Annotated in this window: 13 protein-coding genes, 1 tRNA gene, 1 other RNA gene and 1 pseudogene; 11 read left to right on the top strand and 5 right to left on the bottom strand. The window is 53.4% G+C overall.

All coding sequences use genetic code 11. The features are described from left to right. The first annotated feature begins 14 nt into the window (after positions 1-14). Both TURPA_RS20560 and TURPA_RS20555 read left to right on the top strand, forming a co-directional pair. Complete coding sequence (locus tag TURPA_RS20560) at positions 15-524, top strand: hypothetical protein (RefSeq protein WP_014805196.1); 510 nt, start codon at positions 15-17, stop codon at positions 522-524. 57 nt (positions 525-581) lie between these two features. After that, positions 582-833: a DUF1858 domain-containing protein gene (locus tag TURPA_RS20555; protein WP_014805195.1), complete on the top strand. Its 252-nt coding sequence runs from the start codon at positions 582-584 to the stop codon at positions 831-833. A gap of 33 nt (positions 834-866) precedes the next feature. Here the strand turns inward: TURPA_RS20555 and TURPA_RS20550 are convergent, their stop codons facing one another. After that, positions 867-1,106 carry a hypothetical protein gene (locus TURPA_RS20550; protein ID WP_014805194.1) on the bottom strand — a complete coding sequence of 80 codons (240 nt, stop codon included), beginning with the start codon at positions 1,104-1,106 and terminating at the stop codon, positions 867-869. 371 nt (positions 1,107-1,477) lie between these two features. On the opposite strand from TURPA_RS20550, the pseudogene TURPA_RS24465 reads away from it, so the two are divergent. The 3 genes and pseudogenes from TURPA_RS24465 to ssrA all read left to right on the top strand — a co-directional run bounded on the left by TURPA_RS24465 (position 1,478) and on the right by ssrA (position 3,261). Continuing rightward, positions 1,478-2,444: pseudogene (locus TURPA_RS24465) on the top strand (IS30 family transposase). Between the two features lie 98 nt (positions 2,445-2,542). Beyond that, a tRNA-Phe gene (locus TURPA_RS20540) sits at positions 2,543-2,615 on the top strand. 285 nt (positions 2,616-2,900) lie between these two features. Beyond that, positions 2,901-3,261, top strand: a transfer-messenger RNA (tmRNA) gene (gene ssrA, locus TURPA_RS23055). A gap of 70 nt (positions 3,262-3,331) precedes the next feature. Here the strand turns inward: ssrA and TURPA_RS20535 are convergent. Beyond that, positions 3,332-4,297 carry an IS30 family transposase gene (locus tag TURPA_RS20535; protein WP_014801511.1) on the bottom strand — a complete coding sequence of 322 codons (966 nt, stop codon included), beginning with the start codon at positions 4,295-4,297 and terminating at the stop codon, positions 3,332-3,334. 605 nt (positions 4,298-4,902) lie between these two features. Here TURPA_RS20535 and TURPA_RS20525 point away from each other — a divergent pair. Further along, positions 4,903-14,337 (top strand): beta strand repeat-containing protein, encoded by a 9,435-nt coding sequence (locus tag TURPA_RS20525; RefSeq protein ID WP_014805192.1) that lies wholly within the window; start codon positions 4,903-4,905, stop codon positions 14,335-14,337. A gap of 9 nt (positions 14,338-14,346) precedes the next feature. Here TURPA_RS20525 and TURPA_RS20520 read toward each other — a convergent pair whose 3' ends face one another. Together TURPA_RS20520 and TURPA_RS20515 are read right to left on the bottom strand one after the other, a co-directional pair. Then, entirely contained in the window at positions 14,347-15,285 is a 939-nt protein-coding gene (locus TURPA_RS20520; protein WP_157210608.1) for a hypothetical protein, read from the bottom strand. Beyond that, positions 15,252-15,659, bottom strand: a complete 408-nt coding sequence (locus TURPA_RS20515; RefSeq protein ID WP_014805190.1) for a desulfoferrodoxin family protein — start codon at positions 15,657-15,659, stop codon at positions 15,252-15,254. The genes TURPA_RS20520 and TURPA_RS20515 overlap by 34 nt, the downstream gene beginning before the upstream one ends. A gap of 191 nt (positions 15,660-15,850) precedes the next feature. On the opposite strand from TURPA_RS20515, the gene TURPA_RS20510 reads away from it, so the two are divergent. The 5 genes from TURPA_RS20510 (at position 15,851) to TURPA_RS20490 (ending at position 21,883) form a co-directional block, all read left to right on the top strand. Beyond that, a complete protein-coding gene (locus tag TURPA_RS20510; RefSeq protein WP_014805189.1) occupies positions 15,851-16,759 on the top strand; it encodes a glycosyltransferase family 2 protein in 909 nt (302 codons plus the stop codon). A gap of 228 nt (positions 16,760-16,987) precedes the next feature. Next, entirely contained in the window at positions 16,988-17,320 is a 333-nt protein-coding gene (locus TURPA_RS20505; RefSeq protein ID WP_014805188.1) for a gamma-butyrobetaine hydroxylase-like domain-containing protein, read from the top strand. Then, positions 17,310-19,517, top strand: coding sequence for a hypothetical protein (locus tag TURPA_RS20500; RefSeq protein ID WP_014805187.1), 2,208 nt, complete (start codon positions 17,310-17,312; stop codon positions 19,515-19,517). The genes TURPA_RS20505 and TURPA_RS20500 overlap by 11 nt, the downstream gene beginning before the upstream one ends. A gap of 83 nt (positions 19,518-19,600) precedes the next feature. Next, on the top strand, positions 19,601-20,566 hold the full coding sequence (locus TURPA_RS20495; protein WP_425358592.1) for a transketolase family protein: 966 nt from the start codon (positions 19,601-19,603) through the stop codon (positions 20,564-20,566). 93 nt (positions 20,567-20,659) lie between these two features. Then, positions 20,660-21,883, top strand: coding sequence for a glycosyltransferase (locus tag TURPA_RS20490; protein WP_014805185.1), 1,224 nt, complete (start codon positions 20,660-20,662; stop codon positions 21,881-21,883). A gap of 31 nt (positions 21,884-21,914) precedes the next feature. On the opposite strand, the gene TURPA_RS20485 is transcribed toward TURPA_RS20490, so the two are convergent. Next, positions 21,915-22,733 carry a UDP-2,3-diacylglucosamine diphosphatase gene (locus TURPA_RS20485; RefSeq protein ID WP_014805184.1) on the bottom strand — a complete coding sequence of 273 codons (819 nt, stop codon included), beginning with the start codon at positions 22,731-22,733 and terminating at the stop codon, positions 21,915-21,917. Positions 22,734-22,735: the final 2 nt, after the last annotated feature.

Below are 22,735 nucleotides of genomic sequence, written 5' to 3'. Positions count from 1 at the left end.
AGGCAGGATATCACATGAAGAAAACTAAATCCACACATTTCGGCTATGGGCGTAAGCCCATAGCTGAAAGATCACGTGCAAAATTCGCGAAAATTATTCTTATGTCACTAGCCATGGGCTTAAGCCCATGGCTAGTGAGTTGCAAAGACTCAAACCAAACCGGCGATGGCCCGCTGATTCCGCAGAAAGAGTATAGCATCGGCAATGCACGCGAGTGGACTGAAATCGAGAAAGAGCATGCGCCAACGGCCAAGCGGTCTGTGCATGAGGGCAAACCTTCGGTAATAGTCGAGGTGCCGCTCAAGAACGCCGACCAGGGCCACTACATCGAAAAGATCGGCATTATGGACATGCAGGGCAAAGAGCTCGCGGTCACGACAATCAAGCGCGAGCGTAACCCGCTCACCTATGCGTATTTTGATATCAAACTTTTACCCTGGTCGGGCAAGGTGAAGGTATTCGCCAAGTGTAATAACCATGATCTTTGGGTGACCGAGGTGCGGGTTTCTGATCTGGGCGTCTAAAATCGGCCGCGACCCGGTTTTTTGGGCAAAAGTTCCGGTTTAGGCTATATTTCCGGTATGGAAAACAGTGGTGCCGTCACCGAAGCAGAAACGACAACAGAAACCAAACCCCAGTTCACGGGCCAGACGACGGTAGGCGAAGCGCTGCGCATACACCCAGAAGCAGGCCTCGTGCTCGCGAGTTTTCACCTCGGCGGCTGTTCACACTGCGGCATCAACGAAATTGAGACGCTCGAACAGATCTGTATGGGTTATGGCGTTCCGCTCGACGCACTTCTGGCGAGCATGAACGCACTTCTTGAAGATTGATTACATTTGGTGGGCAAAGCCCACCAAATGTAATCAATTAACAAATACTTCGAGATGCTGAATGTCGCGAATCGCGAGGTGCGACTGCACGCCGCGCGGAGTTGTTGAAACCACGTTTTCACCTTCAATCTTACGCATCTTCGAGAGCGTGATGCGCTCGCCCGATTTCAGCGTCACTTCAAGGTCGAGGCCCTGGTGTTTTACATATTGCGAGAGAACCTTCTTGAACTTATTGCGGCTGGCGGCAATAGGGGGTTTACGGGTAGTGTGCATGGATGCTCCTGAAACAAATATTTAGGCATCCATGCCGAATAAAACCAGCCATCCGTGGCGGCTGCCTTTTTACGCACTTGCAGGGCAAACGCGTATGTGACATAATAAGTATCGGCGGTTCTGCAGATTGCTTAAGCGAAATAGTTTACGTTGAAGCCCACCCAAGTGAATCTGGGGCAGGTTACCCCCGTTTACAGGGCCACAGCACTGGTTGCGAGCGTGGTTATCAGGTAGGATCTACCCCACACATGATTATTCACCTGAACAAAGTGCTGGCAGATTCCAAAACGAAGTGCGAAAGGGATAAAGTAATGTAAGGCCGCTCCCGGGTTTCGAGGTTGATTTGCGAAAAACGACCACGGAGCCCCCGGATGCGACCCTACGTTCAACTATCAAATGATGAAAGACTGCGTATAGAAGAAAGCCTTGCTGAGGGCCTCAAGGCCAGCCAAATCGCCAGAAATCTTAAGCGACACCCGAGCACTATTTTTCGAGAGATTCGGCGTAATTCAATGCCACGACATTACAGCGCGCGGTGCGCCAGAGACGAGGCGCGAAAGCGCCAGACTAATACCAACGCCGCGAAGGTTACACCAGAGCTTTGGTCAGAGATCGGAGCATCGCTCAAGTCGACGCTGTCACCAGAACAGATCGCAGGCCGCATGCGCCTAGAACGTTTCGACGGTGTCTGCATGCAGACGATTTACAATCATGTGCGCAAGAAATCCGGCACATCGAATTTTTTATCGCCTGTGCCTGCGCCGCAAAGGCAAACCATACAAGCGCAAAGTGAGGATTGAGGCTGAAAACAAAGGGTTTTTTCGCATTCACGACCTGCCAGCCGAAGCTTTGACGCGACGCAAACCCGGCTACTGGGAGGGCGATTTGGTCGAGGGTAAAATGGGCACCGGGCAGATTGCAACTTTCGTCGAAAGGCATTCGCGTTACTTGCTCGCGGCGAAACTGGAGCGCAAATTGGTGACACAGTTTAACGCTGCAGCGCGCGACCTATTCGCCGACATCGATAACGAACGGCTGCGGGGTATCATTTACGATCGGGGCACCGAGATGAGTGGCTACCGCGACCTGCAGCAAGTGCTGAACTGCGGCATCTACTTTTGTGACCCCGGCTCGCCATGGCAGAGAGGTACGAACGAAAACACGAACGGCCTGCTGCGCGAGTCTTTTCCCAAAGGCACAGATTTTCGGCGCATCGACCAGGAACAGGTTGACGCAGCGCTTAAATTACTAAATAACCGACCACGCAAGCGGCTGAATTACCGAACCCCGGCCGAGGTCTACTTTCGCAGCCCTATCGCACTTCGTTTTGGAATGTAAGGCTCTGCACTGAGTTCAGGTGAAAATGTGCTTTACCCGGCATTTTAAACACAGGTTGCTCCGAACGGAATTTTTCTCGTCAGAGAAAAGTGTTCTGGGGCCAGATAGCTCAGTCGGTAGAGCAGAGGACTGAAAATCCTCGTGTCGGGAGTTCGAATCTCTCTCTGGCCAAAGTGAATGGGGCTTGCTACGATTGGGTGGCAACGCCACCCAATTGTAGCAAGCCGAGATCTTTAGAAATCCTCATTTTTTTGCCGCAATGGTTGCGGTTTGGCGTATATTGGTATAGGTTTAAGTGAGGCTACCCTGCAGTGCCTCGTCGGGCAGAAACCCTGAACTTTCCTTCGGAAAGTCCACGGCGGAGCGCTTCGCGGTTTCTGCCCACGCCGGCGCATGGCGCCGGGCGGCACTTTCGGGTAGTCTACGGTTTTTTCGCCAGAGGGCGAAAAAACCTTAGGGGACGCATTGGCTTCGATTGCCGAATGGGTTGTTTGAAAAGCATGCATGGTAGCCTCCATAAAAGGCAATCTGTATAACTGCAGAAAACGAAACTTACGCTCTCGCTGCTTAATCGCTAGCGAAGGCAAACCGGCTTCGGCCGGTACGGATTATGCTCTGAGTCTGCGGAAGGCATAATCTTAACCTACAGCAGAATAGCGGGGGTATTTGCGGCGCGTACCCTGGCGAAGTTAAGTCGCTAAGCGAGTGAATGGCCTGTCGTTGGGCTATCGCGAGCCGAAAAAACAAACACCGACTAAGCATGTAGAAAGCGAATGATTCGGCGGTAAGACGCGGGTTCGACTCCCGCCGTCTCCAAAGGGCAGGATGCCCGTAGGTTTGCGACCGGCACGATGCCGTCTTTGTCGCAAACCAAAGGCGCACGATGCTTACATTCCAAAACGAAGTGCGATAGGGCTGCGAAAGTAGACCTCGGCCGGGGTTCGGTAATTCAGCCGCTTGCGTGGTCGGTTATTTAGTAATTTAAGCGCTGCGTCAACCTGTTCCTGGTCGATGCGCCGAAAATCTGTGCCTTTGGGAAAAGACTCGCGCAGCAGGCCGTTCGTGTTTTCGTTCGTACCTCTCTGCCATGGCGAGCCGGGGTCACAAAAGTAGATGCCGCAGTTCAGCACTTGCTGCAGGTCGCGGTAGCCACTCATCTCGGTGCCCCGATCGTAAATGATACCCCGCAGCCGTTCGTTATCGATGTCGGCGAATAGGTCGCGCGCTGCAGCGTTAAACTGTGTCACCAATTTGCGCTCCAGTTTCGCCGCGAGCAAGTAACGCGAATGCCTTTCGACGAAAGTTGCAATCTGCCCGGTGCCCATTTTACCCTCGACCAAATCGCCCTCCCAGTAGCCGGGTTTGCGTCGCGTCAAAGCTTCGGCTGGCAGGTCGTGAATGCGAAAAAACCCTTTGTTTTCAGCCTCAATCCTCACTTTGCGCTTGTATGGTTTGCCTTTGCGGCGCAGGCACAGGCGATAAAAATTCGATGTGCCGGATTTCTTGCGCACATGATTGTAAATCGTCTGCATGCAGACACCGTCGAAACGTTCTAGGCGCATGCGGCCTGCGATCTGTTCTGGTGACAGCGTCGACTTGAGCGATGCTCCGATCTCTGACCAAAGCTCTGGTGTAACCTTCGCGGCGTTGGTATTAGTCTGGCGCTTTCGCGCCTCGTCTCTGGCGCACCGCGCGCTGTAATGTCGTGGCATTGAATTACGCCGAATCTCTCGAAAAATAGTGCTCGGGTGTCGCTTAAGATTTCTGGCGATTTGGCTGGCCTTGAGGCCCTCAGCAAGGCTTTCTTCTATACGCAGTCTTTCATCATTTGATAGTTGAACGTAGGGTCGCATCCGGGGGCTCCGTGGTCGTTTTTCGCAAATCAACCTCGAAACCCGGGAGCGGCCTTACATTACTTTATCCCTTTCGCACTTCGTTTTGGAATCTGCCATGCGCCTCCCGCAGAAATTAATCTTTATTATTGCCGCCTCGGGGGCGTTTCCTTAGATTTGCCCTATGAGCTTGTCGTTCATCATTTCCGTTACTGTCATGATGATTTGCGGTTTTTACTTCATAATTCTTGGGCTGACGAAGATTATTACCGATAAGGTTCTACACGAACAGCGCAAGTGAATTCAAAGTTTCTGGTCTTTCTTGGCATATCTATTGTCGGCGTCGTTTTCGCGCTGATGGCGACATACCCTGAATTTCGAGGTGTTTCTGAATCGATCGCAAATTTCGGCGCGGTAGTCAGCCTACTACTGGCCATTTATTCTTTCTTCTACGAAAAGCGCTAGATTCAACGAGGATTCTTCAGCGGACGAAAAGGTTCGCGGGAGTCCGATTATGTCACTTGCGGCGCTCGAACATGCCTTCCGCCGCCGAGGCTTTATCGGTAAGTCAACATAGAATCGGATTTTCTTGTCGTAAGAGTCCATAAGAGTACGTCGCAACCGTTATGCGCGTATTTAGCGGTGCCAAATTGGCCCTAATTCTGTCGGTTTCGGCCTTTGCGATGAACTGCTCTGGCAAGACCTACAGCACGTTTTTTCAGCCATTTGACCTTGTTTTCGGCAACCGCGCGACGACTTCTTTGGCTCTTTTGACAGCGACCCCTTTGACGAACACCCGGGTGATGCTGACTTTTTCAAAGCCGGTGACGCTCTCTTCGGGCCAGCTGGTGGGCAACTACCGCATTACGGCTCCGAATGGCAATTTGCTGCAGATTCTTGCCGCTTCGCGCGACCCGAATAATTCGAATATCATCTTTATTGATACTCTTCCGCAGACATCGGGTACTGTCTACACTGCGACCGCTTCGAATATTATCGGTGTGGATGGCTCATCGCTCGGCAACTCTAACTCTGCGACGTTTACCGCGCCGACGAATGCCGACCAGACAGGTCCTCAGTTCAGCAGTGTTTCAGTAACGACGAACACGACATTAGAGGTGTTCTTTAATGAGGCACTGGACGCGACGACGAGTGCTACAGCTACGAATTACCGTTTCTATACGGGCGCGAACGCTGCCGCAGCAGTTGCGGCCTGCCAGGCCGATGGCACTTTCTCTGCGGGGACAGCTGCGACCGGTAGTGTCAGAGATAGCGTGAATTTTGCCAGGGTGACGCTGACACGAAGCGCGATGACAACCGGTACAATCTATGCCATCGGGGCGCGCAACGTGCGTGATATCTGGGGCAATGCGGTGGCAAATACGACCTGTTCCATCGGATTTCTTTATACAGCCAGTACTCCGCGTGTTGTGAGTGCTGTTTCTGGTTCACCGACCTCAGTGCTGGTGACTTTTGACCAGGCGATGGCGAACGCCATTCAGCCGACGCCGGCGGTTGGCAGTACACCTCTGACAACGCGAGCGAACTATAGCTTCGCGAATTGCGGTACCCTGTCTGCCTCTGCGGCGACATTTTCTGTCGTTAGCTCTACACAAATTCTTTTGAGCGGGCTTGTGACGGGCACGACGGGTACGTGTACATTGACGGTGAACACGGCGATTACTTCATCTGCCAGCGTAGCACTGACCGCAGCGACGCAGTCAGCCATTTTCAGCTATTCTGCCGCGACGGATACGACAGCACCAGCGGTAGCCTCGGTTCAGGCGACGAATTCGAACACGGTGCGTGTGACTTTTACAGAACCGATCAACGATTCGACCGTGGGCACGGGTGATTTTTCTTTTTCTCCTTCGCTCACGGTGACAGGTGTAACCTGCTACACGGGTGCAGGCAACTATACGTACTGCGATGTGACGACATCTACCGACCAGACGACGCAGAATTATTCGGCGACAATCTCTGGCATTCAGGATGTTGCTGGTAATAGCCTGACAACTTCGACGACGACTTTCACTGGCGACGGCAAACCTTATATTGTGGCGATCTACCCTGTTGATAGCAGCACAGTGATGGTAGAGTGGTCAGAGCCGATCGGGCCAAGGTCATCGATTGACGATACAACTGCGGGCGATGGTTTTGATTATACCCTATCACCATTGGTTGCAACGGACATATCTGAAGTAAGACTTTCTCCGACAGGTGGCGCTGCGGGCGATTATTCTCCATATGTCAGGATTAGCCTGGCTACGGCAATGGCGTCTGGTACGACCTACACGCTGGCATACAGCGATGTTGCCCCGACGGGTGGCCAGGATGCCACAGGCAATGGCCTTCTGACGACCGTACCGAACGGCGGTACATTTACGGGCCCAACTTCGACGCAGGCACCCCGGGTGACGAGTGCTTCGTCGAATGCAGCGACGACAGTTATTGTGAATTTTAATGAACCACTCAACAATGCAACGATTGATAATGGTGATTTTGTCCTTTCAGGCCCTGTTGGCTGCCCCACAGTTGTAACAGGAACTCCGATACAGGTAAGCGCAGGCGTTGTGCAGCTTGTAGTGACGACGGTATCACAGGCTGGCCCAACGACGTGTACGGTAACTGTGAACACGGTTTCTGATCTTGCTGGCAATGCGATTGGCGGTACGAACAACAGTGCCAACTTCAGCTATTCTGGTACCGACGCTACAGATGAGACATCACCTACGGTGGTGTCTGTTTCTGCTCTTTCAAATACGCAGGTTCGCATTTATTTCAGCGAACCGGTGGATGATTCTAATGGCGTGAACGGCGGTGAAAATTTTGCTGACAACTACTTGTTTTCGCCTGCACTTTCAGGTAGTATCACAGGTGCTGATTGTCCATCGCCCTATACATATTGTACGTTGACGCTGAGTGCTCCTGGCACAAGTGCCGTCCAGTATGCCCTGACGGTGCGAAACATTGAGGACAGAGCTTCTCCCACGCCGCGTATCATGTCCTCGCAGACAGTGAATTTCTCTGGCATCGGTTCGTCGGTGACGGCACCGACGCTCTACCAGGCGGTGTTGATCAATTCGATGACTGTCGAGCTTTCATTTACAGAGTCGATGGGCCTGACTTCTGTTGAATGCACTTCAACGGGCACCTGCGCGACGAAGTATACAGTTACGGGCGGCAATTCTGTTTCTGCAGCCGTCAGGCAGGCAGATACGACGAAAGTACGCCTGACAATTACCCCGGGCGCATATGGTTCTTCAAACAGCTATACGGTGACAGCGACTGGTTTAACGGATACAGCCGGCAATACAATTGGCACTCCTAATTCTGCAACGTTCAGTGGTTCAGCGACCGCGCCTGCGACGACAAATCTGGGCGACAGTTCAGATTTGGGTGTTTCGAATTCAGACAATGCGACGAACCCTTGCGTTTTTTCTACAGTAAGTCCATGCGCCGCAGTGGCTCCCGGTCTTGTGTTCACCGGCACGACTACTGCGAACACGACGGTTTATCTTTTCGATGACGGCGTGATCGTGGGTGTCGCAGTTTCAGACAGCAGCGGTAACTATTCGATCACGTTGACGAGCGCGGGCACGACGGTGACCAACGGTAACAATGTTTTTAACGTCGCAACGGTCGGCCCGACTGGCCTTGTGAGCGACCTTTCGCCTGGGCTGACTGTAAATTACGATGCGAGTGCGCCGGGTAACCCTGCTGCCGCGGCTGATCTTGTGGCGGGTTCAGACACGGGTATTTCGTCGACCGATAACATCACGAGCGATACGACCCCGACGCTTTCAGGTTCAGGGCTGACCGCGGGTGACTATGTCTATATCTATGACGGCGCGACGCTGATTGGCGCAGCACTTGTTGATGGTTCAGGCAACTGGACATGGACCCTGACATCGGGCGACACGACGATGGCTGGCGCACCTGCCGACCAGATCACGTATGCAGCAGCGGGCACTGGCTTAAGTGCAGGCGCTCACACGATTACGTATAAAGTAGGGGATACAGCTGGTAATGAATCCGCTGCTGCTTCGCCTGCTTTGAACCTGACAGTTGATGCGACGGCACCAGTTTTGAATACGAGCCCTTTGACTGGCAACACAACCTTAACACTTACCTTTTCAGAGAACGTCTACAAGCCGGCTGGTGGTAGCCTCGCGACAACAGACTTCGCGATCGCCTTCGCGGCCAATGGTGGCACGGCGACTGGCGCGAGCATTACGGGCATCACGCACACAGCACCCTCGGGTACGGTCGTTCTGACGCTTTCTTATACAGGTACTATTTCGGGCACAGAGACAATCACAGTTACCTCGGTTGCGGGTGCGGTTGTCGATGCTGCAGGCAATGCGGCATCAGTGACTACAGGCGCGAAGACACTTTCAGCGATCGGCGTAGCGAGTATTACGGGCACTCCTACCTATACTTCAACGGGCACGACGACGGGTTATATTACTGTAACGTGGAGCGAAGGTGTTTATACGAGCAACGGTCCATCGGGCAGCGTTGTTGCTGCAGACTTCACACGTGCTTTTACGCAGAACAGCGGCAATTCGACCGATGCTACGGTGACTTGTGTTACCGATACGGCAAGCGCGAGCTGCCCAGGCACAGCGCCTGCAGCGGGTGCGACGACGATGCGCATTCATCTGACGAATACTGGCGCAACGAGTGGGGTAGAGACTATTCAGGTAAGCGCTGCTACGGGAGAGATTCACAGCGGCACGAACGGCGTAACACCGAACACGGTGAATACGGGTACGTTAACTTTTCCCGATCGTCTTGCCCCTTCAGCGCCAGCTGGTCTTGACCTTGCATTAGCAGATGACAGTGGTTCATCAAACAGCGACAACATCACTTCGCAGACAGCAAACCTGACGATATCGGGTACAGCAGAGGCGAATTCAACGGTTCGCATCTACCTGACCAGCAGCGCGGGCACACTATTGCAGACAGTAACCGCCGACGGTTCTGGTAACTGGTCTGGAGACATTACTCTTTCAGCGGGAGTCAACTCCATAGTTGCAACGGCGCGCGACGCGGCGCTGAATGTGAGTTCTGATTCGACTGCGCTTAGCATCACCATTGATACGAGTGCGCCGGCTGCGACAGGTACGCCGGATCTTCAGGCAGCAAGTGACCTTGGTTCATCTACGACCGACAATATTACGAACGATACAACACCGACTTTTGATATCAGCTGCGTCACGGGTACAACGGTTCAGCTCTATTCTGACGCGGTTGCGACGGGCACTTCTGGTACCTGCGCTTCGGGTACGGTGACCCTGACATCTGGCAGCCTTGGTGCTGGCAGCCGCACGATCACTGCGGTACAGACTGACCCTGCAGGCAATGCGAGCGTTGCGTCTGCTGGTCTTAGCGTCACGATCGACACAACTGCCGACGCAGCGACGGGCACTCCTGATTTGCAGGCAGCGAGCGACACGGGTTCATCGAATTCTGACAACATCACGAATGACACGACGCCGACATTTGATATTTCATGCGTCACGGGCTCAACTGTTCAGCTTTATTCTGATGCGGTTGCAACGGGTACGTCAGCGGTTTGCGCCGGCAGCACGGTGACTCTGACAACAGGGGCCCTGTCGGCTGGCAGCCGCAGCATTACTGCGGTTCAGACCGACGCTGCGGGTAATGCCAGCGTTGCCTCTGGTGCGCTTGCGATCACGCTCGATACGACGGCAGATGCAGCGACGGGCACACCTGACCTTCAGGCAGCAAGTGACACGGGTTCATCAAATTCTGACAATATCACGAATGATACGACTCCGACTTTTGATATTTCATGCGTCACGGGTTCAACCGTTCAGCTCTATTCCGATGCAGTGGCAACGGGTTCATCTGCAGTTTGTGCTGGCGGCACAGTGACCCTGACAACGGCAGCGCTTACCGCGGGCGCACGTTCGATTACTGCAGTTCAGACCGACCCTGCGGGCAATGCGAGCGTGGCTTCTTCGGCTCTTTCGGTGACGATTGATACGGGAAATCCGGCGGCGCCTGCTGCCCTGAATCTTGCCGACGCCGATGATACGGGAACATCAAACAGCGACAATATCACGCGCAACACGACTGCTCTGACGATCGACGGCACTTCAGAGGCGAACGCAACCGTGAGGATTTACCTGACGAGCAGCGCCGGGACGCTGCTGCAGACAGTGACTGCGAATGGTTCAGGCGTCTGGTCTGGAGACATTACGCTTTCAGAGGGAGTAAATTCAGTGGTTGCGACTGCAACCGATGCCGGTGGCAACACGAGCACCGATTCAACTGGTCTCTCGATCACGGTAGATGCGACTGCCGATGCCGCACCGGGAACTCCAGATATGACTGCCGGCACAGATTCGGGTTCTTCAAACTCTGATAATCTGACCAGCAACCAGACCCCATCATTCACAGTTTCATGCGTAAATGGTTCGAGTGTTCAGCTGTATGACAATACTACATCTACCGGTACTGCCGTTACCTGTGCTGGCGGGTCAGCTACGGTGACGGCAGGTACTCTGAGCGCCGGAACCCACAGCACAATGAATGCAAAGCAAACAGATGCCGCGGGTAATGAAAGCGCAGCATCGGGTAATCTGTCGATCACGATAGATATAACAGGCCCAACCGTCAGCAGTGTCACATCGTCTACAGGCGATGGTACCTATGGACTGAGCCAGGTGATTGCTGTTCAGGTCGTATTTAATGAAAGTGTCACGGTTTCTGGAAATCCGCAGCTGACACTGGAAACCGGTGCAATTGATGCGGTGGTTAATTACAGCTCGGGTAGCCCCGGGGCAACGCTCACCTTCAACTATACTGTAGCAGCTGGCCATTCGAGCGGCGACCTTGATTACGTTGCGAATAGTTCGCTGCAATTTAATGGTGGCACCATTGTTGACGCAGCCGGAAACTCGGCAACGCTCACTTTGCCCGACCCGGGACAGCCCAATTCTCTTGGCGCGAACAAGGCAATCGTCATTGCGACTCCAAACGGCCCTCAAATTCAGACTGCAGAATACTATGACACCGATGGCAACGGTAAAATCGATCACGTCAAACTCACCTTTGATAAGAATATCGATGACGCTACCATGGATGGTTACAATAGCTCAGGCAGTCCGACCAATCAGTTGCACAATGTGACGACGGTTTGGTCAGTTGCAGGGTATTCGAATGTACGGCTCGATACACGTGACACGATCAATAACGTGAACCCGGCAGATAACGGTACAAATGATACGGCGATCTGGTTGGCATTTGACGAAGTGGGCGGAGCAACCTATGACACCGGTGCCAAACCCAACCTGTTAGCGACTGATAGTAGCCTGAAATCAACAGTGGGAGCCGGCGGTTGCTTTGTACAGACCGATTCTGCGAATTGTTCGACCCAGACCTCGGCAGACATACTCACAGCCAGTGTCGTCGAAGCAGATAAGGCCCCGGCGATCATTATCGGTGCGACGGGAGTCACCACCTCGCAATACCTGACGATCACGTTCAGCGAGCCCGTCGACGCAAGCAATGATGGCAGCTGTTCAGGAACTCTATCACACCTTGATATTCAATACACAGACACCTCGGCAGCGGGGGTCGATGCTTTGGATTCTAACGCCGGTAACTGGACCAATACCAATGCCTGCGATGACAACGCCGTGGCGGCCCGTCTCATGGATGGGGGTGTGGGTGCAAACCTCGATGCAGGTTCTATCAACTCAGATACGGTCAACCCGGCTTCGGGTCGGATATATGATATTGGCGGCAACGTCTCGCTGACGACGCCGACGCGGGTGGTCACAGGCGCCGTCGCTCCGTATGTGGTGAGCGTGAGCGCAACCGGTGCTCGTAAGATACGTATCACATTCTCTGAAGCAGTGGTTAATGCCCAGGCAACGGTCTTGGGTAACTATACGCTGATTGAAAATCCGACCGAAACTGGCTGCGCTGGTTCTGGCTCAGATACGGTGAGCCTGACGGGCACTGTGACGGCTATATCTGCTTCAATCTATGAGCTGGATACGAACGCAGACCAGTGTTCAACTACGACCTATCGCCTGACCGCTTCATCAAGCATTACAGACGTCAATGAAAGTCTTGGAATTGCTACGCCGGCATTCGGTACTTTCTTGGGCAATGAACGCCTCAAAGTCTCGAGCGCCACTTGCTTGAGCACGACTTCATTCAAAGTGGTTTTCAACAAGGCAGTGAGGAGTGGCTCAGGGGCAGGTGGTGCAGAGACGACTACCCGGTACAAAGTTACCGGGCCGATCAGTTTAGGCGCATTTTCTTCGGCAACGCGTGGTACCTCGCCCAATGACAATGAAGTGACCATAGTTCATGTTGTAGAGCAGACCGGGTCGGCCTTCACGGCCATCGGGGCGAATGCCGTGAATGGCGATGGCTTTGACGATGTGGCAGCGGGCACTATCCAGAATTCTGACCTGAGCGAAAGCTTGCAGCAGTCGCCACGCGACCGTGCCGGCTTTAGCGGCTGCGGCACTGCAATCGACAACTTCAATCAGGGGCCGATTACTTCAAACCCATTTGGCGACGGTACCGATGCCGGAAATGTCGTTTCGTACGACGGTAAGATATACGTAGGTACCAACAACAACGGCAATTCGGTGGCTAGGTTTAACCCAGACGGATCAAACCCAACGCTGGCGCAGTTTGAGTTTACTAAAGATGTCACTGGTGGCACACATGCGAATACCGCGACGACGCGGGATGGTGGTATAGCGGTACCGCCATATGTGACCCTGGGATATTCCGGTTGCACCAGCCTTAACGCAAACCAGAATGGCGGTTGTGGGCCAGATAATGAGGATGGTAGGGGAACATTTGCCGTAGGAACTCTGGGGGCATCTAACTATTTGTTTGTTGGTGGTTCCCGTAGTACTGCTAATTTTGACTACATTTACTACACGGCTGATACCGACTCTACCTTGAATTGGAGTTATATTGATCTCGGTACAATTACGGGTACTGCAACGCAAGGCCTGCAAAGTATGGCAGTGATGAATGATCGTGTCTATGCAGGCATGGCGAAGAATAATAGCGGGGGCCCAAATAACCTGCCGGATTTTGGTAAAGTTAATTTCTCAAGTAGTAGCCCAGGGGGTGATTGCGTACCCGGTTCCACTTGTGATGCGACTGACGGAACAAATGGCAACCGCTTTCGCATAGACTTTATGCCCTATTTTGGCGGTGCTTCTGCCGGTGGTACAACTACGGGTATGAATTATGCTTTCATTGTCGGTGTTGATTCAATGATCGTGTTCAATAATCGCCTCTACGCGGCAAACGGAGGATATCATCAGGTGGATCGTAACGGGACCATTATCCGTTCAAACAATACGAACCCGATTGCCTGCAGCGCGGTAAACACCTGCGCTGACTGGACAGAAATTGGACCGCGCAGCAATGCGGCGTGGTTCAATAGCCCGACCAACAACCGGTTTTCGCTACAGCTGACTAAAATTGCCAATATCTTTCCATATGATAAGGCTTTTGCACAGTTTGCGATCTACAACAATAGGTTGTTTGTTACCAGGACAGTCTGTAACATCGCTAACGGCGCGCTCGTTGCAGCACAGACCGCCGCGCCCGCGGCGGATCCAGGCTGCACCGACGGCACTGATACGAACCGCCGGGCACAGTTGTGGAAGTGTGATCCCGCATCCACGGGTAATGCGACAGAATGTGATGCGGCTGATTGGTCGATTGTTGCTGATGACAGTACGGGCGTAACCAACATGGGTGTTGCGGGTAATCGCAGTATGACCATGGTGGTTGCGAACGGCAGCTACTTGTATATTGGTTACGACAATGGCGGTGGCATCCAGATCTGGCGCACCAATACTGCCAACCCGGGGGCCGCAAGCGCATCGTGGTCGCAGATTGGCGGCAATGGTCTGGGCGATACGACGAATATGCTGAATATCTATTCGGCGACCAGCGTACAGCAGGGGGCAGATTATTACATCTATGTCTCCGCTGGCAAGAGCGGCCAGCCGCTGGCTGTGTATCGCCAGAAGAACTGATCGGGAGACTCAGGGCTCGGTGAGAGCCCTGTCGCGCACTCGGTGCATTTGTGTGAAGCAGTCCTGTATCACCTGATCGAGATGCCATTCGTCGGCGTAGTCGGCAAAATACAAAACCAGCCAGCGGTATGCCAAGATAGCGCTGACTGAGCCGTCGGGGTTTTTCCACCAGGTTCCGCGGTCGCGGCTACCCAGGCGACTGGGATATTCGGTGAGTTTTTTCTGAGACCGTCTTGCTTTCATGATTACTGAAGCTCTTGTTTCTTCGGCCAGGCCTTCGTTGTTGTAGCGAGCTATGTAAAGATGAGCAATAGAATTCTTGCTTTGGTATTTTGCCCCGTAAATATTCAGTAGTGGGATATCAAATACTCTAATCTCTGGCAGGTAGAATTCTGAATCACGATAGATATTCGATTTTGGTAATACCTGCTTGTGCCATGAAAGCATTGTCTCATCTAGAGAACTTTTTCCCAGACGCCTCGCCAATTCGTCGCGCACAAAAGGGGAGAAAAAGCTCATCTGATTTGGCGAGAAGGCAAATACCACACGCTCGCTGTTGAGGCCAGATAGGTAGGGCGGTCGGTACCAGATGCCCGATTCGAAGGTGTTGCGCGGCTCAGCTGCCAAGAGAGAATGAAACCCAAAGGCGAGATCACGCGTCGCAAACCGGGCATCAGTGATCACGATATTGATACCTTCATAGTCATAGACGTCGATCTTTCCGTATTTTGGCCCAAACCCGTGAATCTTGCTGGACATGTCTGCCGGCCACAGCGCCGCCATTTCTGCTGCGCTAATATTCTTTTTCCAACGAATTGTTGTAGTCTGGTCGCCCAGATTTCGCCCCCCACAGCCCAGAAGCAGAGCAATACAAACAGCCAAGGCGGAAATACGACTAACCATTGTTGGTAGAATCACTGCTGCCTTGCAGGCACGGGAAACATCCACATGTCATGCAAGTTGCATTTGATGACAATGTAATATGGCTTCGTTGAATCTGGTAGTTTAAATTCAGCCTTGGCAGAAACATAAGAAGGTTTAAATAGCTGCACGGCGATTTCTTTCTCTCTATCGTCTTGCAGCAAAATTGCCTCGATAAAATGCCTTGGCTGAATTGAGGATTGCAGCGGCAGGGTGACTTCGATAGCATCAGAGCTGAGGTAGCGCACACTCACATTGTGTTCCTTTGCTTTGCTTTCCCATGCACCTGGGTTTGTTGGGGTATGGTATTTGGGTGGCGGCGCCGGTGTTTCTGTTGTAGGTGCCTGACCACAAGATGCAACTAAGAGGGCAACAGCGATTTGCCAAAATTTATACTTCATAATGATTTTGAATAGAAGGCTTTGATGCTCAGGCAAGCACTTTGCGAGACCTACCGGGAGCGCAAATGGTTTGTATTTACCAGCGGGTCAGGATTGGGTTTAAATAACAGGCATTCAATCGAAGGCCAACCGCCCGCAGAAAATGCATTCAGACTTGCCGCTGCGTTGGGCATTCGCGACGCGAATGCCTGTTGTCAGCCGCCGTTGTCATCACCTATAACCCCGACCGCGAGATTGTGGGGCGCCTCATGGCGATTCGCCGCGAGTGCGGCAAGGTCTATGTCATCGACAATGGCTCAGAGCCGGCATCGCTAAAAGCGCTGCGGCAAGCAGCGAAAAAGGCGCGCGTGCAGCTCGTCGAACTCGGTGAAAATACCGGCATCGCGCATGCACAGAACGTGGGGCTCGAACGGGCGTTCACGGCGGGTGCGGAGGGTGTCTTGCTCTTTGATCACGATTCGGTGCCGACTGCGGGGTATGCGCAGGCGATGCGATCGGCCTACACTGGTCTGCGTGCAAGGTTGGGGTCGCCGGTGATTCTCGGGGGGCGCGTGTTCGACGTCAACAAGCGCGAGTTTGCGCGGCACCCCGTTTACACGCGGTTTGGTTTTTCACGCCGCACCGTCGGGCCAGGCAAGATTCTCGGGCCAGCGCTCATGGTCATCGCTTCGGGTTCTTATGTCAGCCGTGAAATTTACGAACGTGTTGGCGGCATGCGTGAAGATTTTTTTATCGACTACGTCGACTGGGAATTCTGTCTGCGGGCAAAAGAGCAGGGGGGATTTCAGACTTACATCACAGGGGATGCTGTGCTTGAACATGCGCGCGGTGTGCGCACAGGGCGCCGCGTATTTCGGTTCGTGGTGTATCCGCCTGGTTATTCTGTGTTTCGGTATGGCTTCATCTTTCGTAACCGTGCCCGCATGCTCAGAGAATACTGCTTTAAGAACCGTGCTTTTGTGTTTTTCGAATTCGCGTCACTGGCGCGCGATGTGCTGCTGCTGTTTGCCGAGCCGCGGCCGTGGCGGTTGTTGGTTATTGCGGGGCGGGCGTGGTTTCGGGGTTTGTTCTGGCGGGCGGCGAAGCCGGTCGTGAAATAGGGTCTAATGTTAGAGCGGGCGGCACAGAATGACGCGCCATGACCAAATTCCGGAAAAGTTCCGCGATTTTCAGAAGAAAATCGCTCTATGAACGGGCTGACGCCCGCTTTTCCGGAATTTCGTCATTTCGCAGCTCGACTATTGTTTGTAATTTTGCGACCTTCAGTGCCGCCCCGTTGGGCTTCTTCTTGACGCGCAGAAATAGAATGCCGCGCTACCCGGCATAATATGCCTGTGCTTCCCGACAGTATTGAAATTCGCTTGCCCAAGAAGGCTTTGGCCGGTAACGTCGCCGAGGTTAAATGGTCTGATGGCAGAACCACGGCGCATACCTCGTTTAACCTGCGCATGCGTTGCCCGTGCGCAACCTGCAGAGATTCGCATAACCCAGACCCGAAAGCGATTCGCGGCCCCAAAGGTGTGCCGCCGATGGTCGAGCTCACCTCATTCGACTGGGTCGGCAATTACGCGGTCAACTTTGTCTTTAACGACGGGCACAATACGGGTATTTATACCTTCAAATATTTGCTCGAACTAGACGAAGCGCCCAATGCGGTCTGACCTTAAAGACCTTCTCATCACCTACCGCGATTCGGTGCTGCGGCTCATCAAGACGGCGCGCCTCAGATATGCGATGATCGCTTTGGTATTTGCCGGCCTGTGGCAGGTTGTCGATTTTATGCCGCGTTTCTTTTTCGATTCGCGTGCGTTTCAGGCTCGGCTCGACGAATTTCTCGATTCAGGTCGGCTGGCGATTTCTTACCAGGGCATCGACGTCAGTTTTTTTAAGGGTATTCGCATCATTGGTCTCAGGGTGTCGTTCGATCGCGATTTTTCCCGTGGGCGGTATCTGATTGAAGCGCCTTCAGTTTATATTCGCCAGCCGCTGGCATTCTTTACGGGAAAGCAGGGAGACCTGCTCGCCGAATCGCGCATAATCATCGAAGATGCGAAGCTCGGCTATTGGATAACCGCCGACGATGCCGATCGCGAAACGCTGCAGCAGGCACGGCTACTGTTGCAGCAGAACCGCAACTACCATGTCGAATGCGAGAGCTGCAGGTTTAACCTGAACGTCAAAGACAACAGTTACTTCAAAGAAGTGACTCCCGTGCAGACATTGCACTTCACGCTTCGCCACGCGGGCAGTGAAGTGCAGGCGCTCGTGCGCTATGAAAGCTCTGCGATCGGTAACGGTGACTTCTTCGGAAAATTCGCCGCCTGCAAGACTCTGCAGTGCGACGACCTCGAAGGCTATTGGTTCTTTAAACCATCAAAGCTGCAGATTGCAATTCTCAACAATTTTCAGAAAGATCTGGATATTTCATCGGGCATTGCCTCTGGAGAAGTCGCATTTGACCGGCGCCTTGTGGCAGTACAAAAGATTGAGCGCGGCCGGCAGGTGACGCAGAACGAAGCGCGTTCAAATTTTCGTATGGCGCTCGACATGCGTAATTTTGCAATCCGCAAGAAAAGGGCGGCATGGTACGAAGCGCAGAAAATCTCTGTCGACACACGCGTGCAGCTCGTCGGCCAGAGCGCGACGGGTTATGTAAGGGCTGGGCTCGAAGACTACAACCTTCAGGCAGATTTTGAAAACCTGAGCCCCGATGCGCTGCCAGACAAATATCTTTTCAGCGTCGAGCCGCGCGCGTTCGCCAACAAGACGTTGAATCTGCCTGCAAAGCGGCAACTCACGGGTTTGAACCGGTTTTCGATTAATCTCTCCGAAAAAAAAGGCGGCAAATACGGCAAGACCGAGATGGCGCTCGACATTTCGCAAGGGGCTTATATTGCGGGGCCCGGCGTGCCGCCGCTGACTCTGCAGTCAGTGAATATTTCTCTGGTCAACGAGAAGCTGCAGGGCGAAATCAAAGCCGCTGCCGGTACTTCGCCTCTTTCTGCGGTACTCTCGGGCGCGCTTGAACTCTACCCGGTGACCTTCACGCCGCTCGCAAGTGCACTGATGCGCGATTCTGGTTCTGCAGTTGACCGCAAAATATTCACGCTGCGGGGCAGGGTGGCCTGCCCGCTCACGATGGATACTCTCTACTGGAGCGATCTGAAACCGTTTGTCAACGCCTGGCTCGACGATTTCTGGAACGAGGTGCAAGATGGTATTCAGTATTCATGGCTGCCTTCGCATTTGCGGCGGCGCGAATATTTCGTGCGTCTGATACAGTACCTTGACTTTTCGATGCCGATTGAGGTGAAGCGCTTCGACTGGGGCCCGCAGGTACCTCTGAAGGGACTGCTGTTCTTTTCGCCGTTATATTCCGGTGGCGGGTTTCGCATTGAGTCGGCAGACGGGCAGAATTCGTCGTCGCTGACGGTCTCTTATGGGCAGACCGATACCAACGCGCCCTACCTGACGCATGACCTGAAGCTGAACCTGGAAAATGCGTACGACCTTTTGAGTCCGTGGTTGGGCGACGATTATTTCGAATATTTTTCGAGTGCGCAGATTGTACACATCAACAATTTCAACGGCGAACGACCGGCCGACCACTACCTCAAATCAAATTCGGCGACCGATATTCGCCTCAAACGGGTGCGTCTCGGCCCGTGGGCGCGCGCGCAGACACTGCCGCTGCAGTGGGAGACCATCGACATCAAAACCAACCGCAGCAACGGCTTTGGTGCCATCTCAGCGATCAGGGCCGAAAACGAGAATACGATGCTTTCGGGCTACGGGGAATACAAACTCTTCAACCGCTCGATCGACACGCTGCTTAAATACAAAGTGCAGATAAGATAACTCATGGATGGGTGCTTTGCACCCATCCATGAGTTAAATCTTTGCTGACGCCCGGTCAAATTACCCTGTTTGGGCGTGTGCCAATTACAGATATACTTTCACCCAACCTCGAAAAAAAAGCGACCCGCGACGGTTACGGGGCAGCTCTCGTCGAAATTGGCGCCGAAAACCCGAAGGTCGTGGTACTCGATGCCGACCTCAGCGGTTCGACCAAGACCAAGAAATTCAGCGAAAAGTATCCCGATCGGTTTTTTAACTTCGGTGTGGCGGAGCAGAACCTCATCGGCCACGCCGCAGGCCTCGCGCTTTCGGGCTTAATACCCGTGGCCTCGAGTTTTGCGATGTTTGCTTCTGGCCGCGCGTGGGAAATTCTGCGCAATTCGGTCTGTTATCCTCATTTGAACGTGAAGGTTGCGGCGACGCACGCGGGCATTACGCTCGGCGAAGACGGTGCGAGCCACCAGATTATCGAAGACATCGCGCTCACCCGCGTGATACCGGGCCTGACAGTGCTGGTGCCGGCGGACTATTACCACGCTGCCGCAGCAATTAAGGCAGCCGTTGCCTATAATGGCCCCGTTTATTTACGCCTCGGCCGCCCGAATGTGCCTTCGATCTACGGCGCCGGCGATGCGTTCACAATTGGCGGCTCGACCGTGCTGCAGCGTGGGGATAAGGTAACATTCATTGCGGCTGGCGTCATGGTTTATGAGGCGTTCAAAGCCGCGGCGCTGATCGAAAAAGAAATCGGGCAGAAGATCACGGTGATAGATGCGTACTCGGTAAAACCGCTCGATACGAAGACTATCCTCAATGAAACCAAAGATGCGAAACTCGTTGTTACCTTTGAAGAGCACAATGTGATGGCGGGCCTTGGCTCGGCCGTGGCAGAACTTTTGTCTGCCGAGCAGCCGCGCAGGTTGCACCGCGTGGGGCTGAACGATGAGTTTGGCCAGTCGGGTGATGCGCCGTCGCTCATGAAGCATTACAAACTCGCTGCAGAGACGATGGTGCCCGACCTCATCACCCGCATTCGCGCCGTAGATTAGATTTCAGCACACGATCGCGGCGCCTGTAACGTGCTGCGATCAGAAACCTATTGACGTATTGTCAATAATTCGTTAATTAGCAAAATATAGATTATGAGGATTGCTATTTTTACGGATTCATTTTTTCCCAAGATCGACGGCATCGCCGTTTCGGTACAGGGCTTTTGCGAAAAACTCGAGGCACGTGGCCATAAGTTTATCATCTGCTGTCCCCGTTACGGCGATCACGACAGCGAGACACTCGGTGAAAATATTGCCGTTGAACGTTTCAATTCAGTCGCGCTGCCTTCATACCCTGAGATGCGCATCATCGTACCGGGGCGTAAGCGCCTGCACCGGGTGATACGAAATTTCAAGCCCGACCTGATTCACATTCAGACGCCGGGGTTTATGGGGCAGTACGGTGTCGCCGCCGGTAAACTCTATTCGATACCCGTCGTCGGCACATACCACACCATGATGAGCGAAGTGGGTATGTACATCAACCCGCTGAGGCTCATGAAAGTTGACAAGTTGCTCTCGCGATTCAGGCGAAAAAAGAAAATTGCCAGCAAGCTGGCGAAACTCACACGCAAGAAGCCCCCGTCGCTCGGCGGCAAGCTGCTCTATCAACTCGCGAACCGCCTCTATGAAAAGTGCGCGGTGGTGGTTTCGCCGAGCGAGCTCATTAAGCGCGACCTGATCGAAAAGAAACTCAAAGCCCCGGTTACGGTCATCTCGAACGGCATCGATCTCAAACATTTTTACGCGGCTAAACGCGCTTACCCCGCGAGCCAGCCACGTATTCTGCACGTCGGCCGCATTGCGCCTGAAAAAAATACCGAAGAGGTGATCAGGGCGTTTGCGCTGGTGAAGCGAGAGATTCCCGATGCGCTGCTCACAGTCGTAGGCGATGGCCCGGTGCTGCTCGACCTGAAGCGCGAGGCATCTGAGCTAAACATCGCCGACAGCATCAACTTCATGGGTTACCGGTCGCGCAAAGATCTGCCGCAGATCTACCACGAACACGACCTCTTTGTCACCGCCTCGGCGATGGAGACGCAGGGGCTCGTGGCCCTCGAAGCGATCGCGACCGGGTTACCTGCAGTCGGCGTCGATGCGTTTGCTTTGCCCGAGCTGATACACCATGGGCAAAACGGCTACGTGCCCCCTGCGCACGATGTGCCGGGCATCGCTGCGGCAATCGTGAAAATGCTTAAAGACCGCGCATTTTATGAATCGGCATCGGCAGCGAGCATCGCGATTGCAGCCGAGCACAGCCACGAACGTTCGGTTGACCGGCTTGAAAAAATCTACCGCAAGGCGATAACCCGCTAAAGAACTAACAGGTTCTTTATTCAGCAACCTGTTAGATTCGCAGCTTGAAGCGTTCGTAAATCTTCTTCTTAGTCTTGAATTCGAGTCCGAAGAATTCATCGTTATTTTCAACAACGAAAGTACCCGATTCTATCCAATCGCCGGTGTTGATGACCCGCAGCGATGCATCGGCCATTGCCTGGTGCGTATGCCCGCAGATGAGCAGCCTGCCCGCCTGGTTCGCCCGCTCGCGCAGCAGGCCGTAATATTCGTGCACCTCGGCCTCAGTTTTGTTGCGGTCAAAATTGAAGTGTTTGCGGTAGAAGTTCTCCATCACCGTGAATATAGGCGGGTAAATGTGTGTGATCAGGTGCAGTATGCGTACGCCAAGAATATTCAAGAACCAGCTGATTTTGCCATATTGCCCCTGGTGGCCGTGCAGCACGACGAGGCGATCAGTTTCGTACTTGTCGTCGATGACGTAATCGCGTTCACGCAAGTATTGCTCAATCTTGGGCGGCAGGCTCGCGACGTAGCTGAATGAATCGTGGTTACCGATCAGGTAAACCTTCAGCGACACCGGGGTGGCTAGCGCATCGATGCGGTCGAACAGCCGGTTGAAGCGCTTTCGCCCGAACTTGCGCACGAGTTTGCGCTGCGAGCTGAAATACCAGTTTTCGATAATGTCACCGACCAGAAATATCTTGCGAAAACGCACTCCGCGGCGGCGCAGGTGGTCGAGCAGTTTAAACAGATCTTTGTGCATATGGCTGCGTACTTTCTTGCGCAGCAGATAGTGTATGTCAGAGAAATAAAGGGCGTCGTAGACGGTGTCGGGTTTGAACTTGAAGAGTTTGCCGTCTTTTGCCATGT

The sequence above is a fragment of the Turneriella parva DSM 21527 genome (assembly GCF_000266885.1).
In the GTDB taxonomy this organism is placed as follows: domain Bacteria; phylum Spirochaetota; class Leptospiria; order Turneriellales; family Turneriellaceae; genus Turneriella; species Turneriella parva.
Note: the sequence above shows the minus strand (reverse complement) of the source record. Positions and strands in the feature narration are given on the sequence as shown.